Origin of the sequence: Bacteroides sp. 1_1_14, assembly GCF_000162515.1 — a bacterium.
Classification (GTDB): domain Bacteria; phylum Bacteroidota; class Bacteroidia; order Bacteroidales; family Bacteroidaceae; genus Bacteroides; species Bacteroides thetaiotaomicron.
The window spans coordinates 1-534 of sequence record NZ_GG774757.1 but is presented as its reverse complement, the minus strand read 5'-3'; the positions used below and the strand labels follow the sequence as shown (position 1 = coordinate 534).

Sequence of the window (534 nt, the reverse complement as noted above, 5' to 3'; positions counted from 1 at the left end):
GGTGAATGGCATCATTAAAACCTTTGTTTCCTTCGTTAGAAGGAAAATCTGTTCTTGACTTGGGGTGCGGATATGGCTGGCACTGCAAGTTCGCAGAAGAACAAGGAGCTACAAAAATATTAGGGATCGATTTAAGTAAGAAAATGATTGAGGAAGCCCAAAAGCGCAATTCAGGAAATCAAATTGAATATCGTATTAGCGGATTAGAGGAATATGACTATCCAGAAAATGAATGGGATTGTGTTATATCTAATTTAGCTCTGCACTATATAGAGGACATAGTGGAAATATTTCAAAAAGTGTATAGGACATTAAAACCAGGTGGAATTTTTCTTTTTAATATCGAACACCCTGTTTTTACCGCAGGAGTTGGGCAGGATTGGATTTATACAGATGATGGGAAACCGCAATATTGGGCGATTGATAATTACTTTATAACAGGAGAACGAAATACACATTTTTTAGGATGTGATGTAGTAAAACAACATCACACACTTACACAGATTATAATGGGATTGCTGAACAATGGGTTTG

1 protein-coding gene is annotated in these 534 nt (G+C 36.5%); it reads left to right on the top strand.

Annotated elements, in window-relative coordinates:
• Window positions 1–23: 23 nt before the first annotated feature.
• Window positions 24–534 (top strand): class I SAM-dependent methyltransferase (locus HMPREF9007_RS00010; protein ID WP_277754740.1); only part of this gene is annotated, 511 nt, incomplete at its 3' end.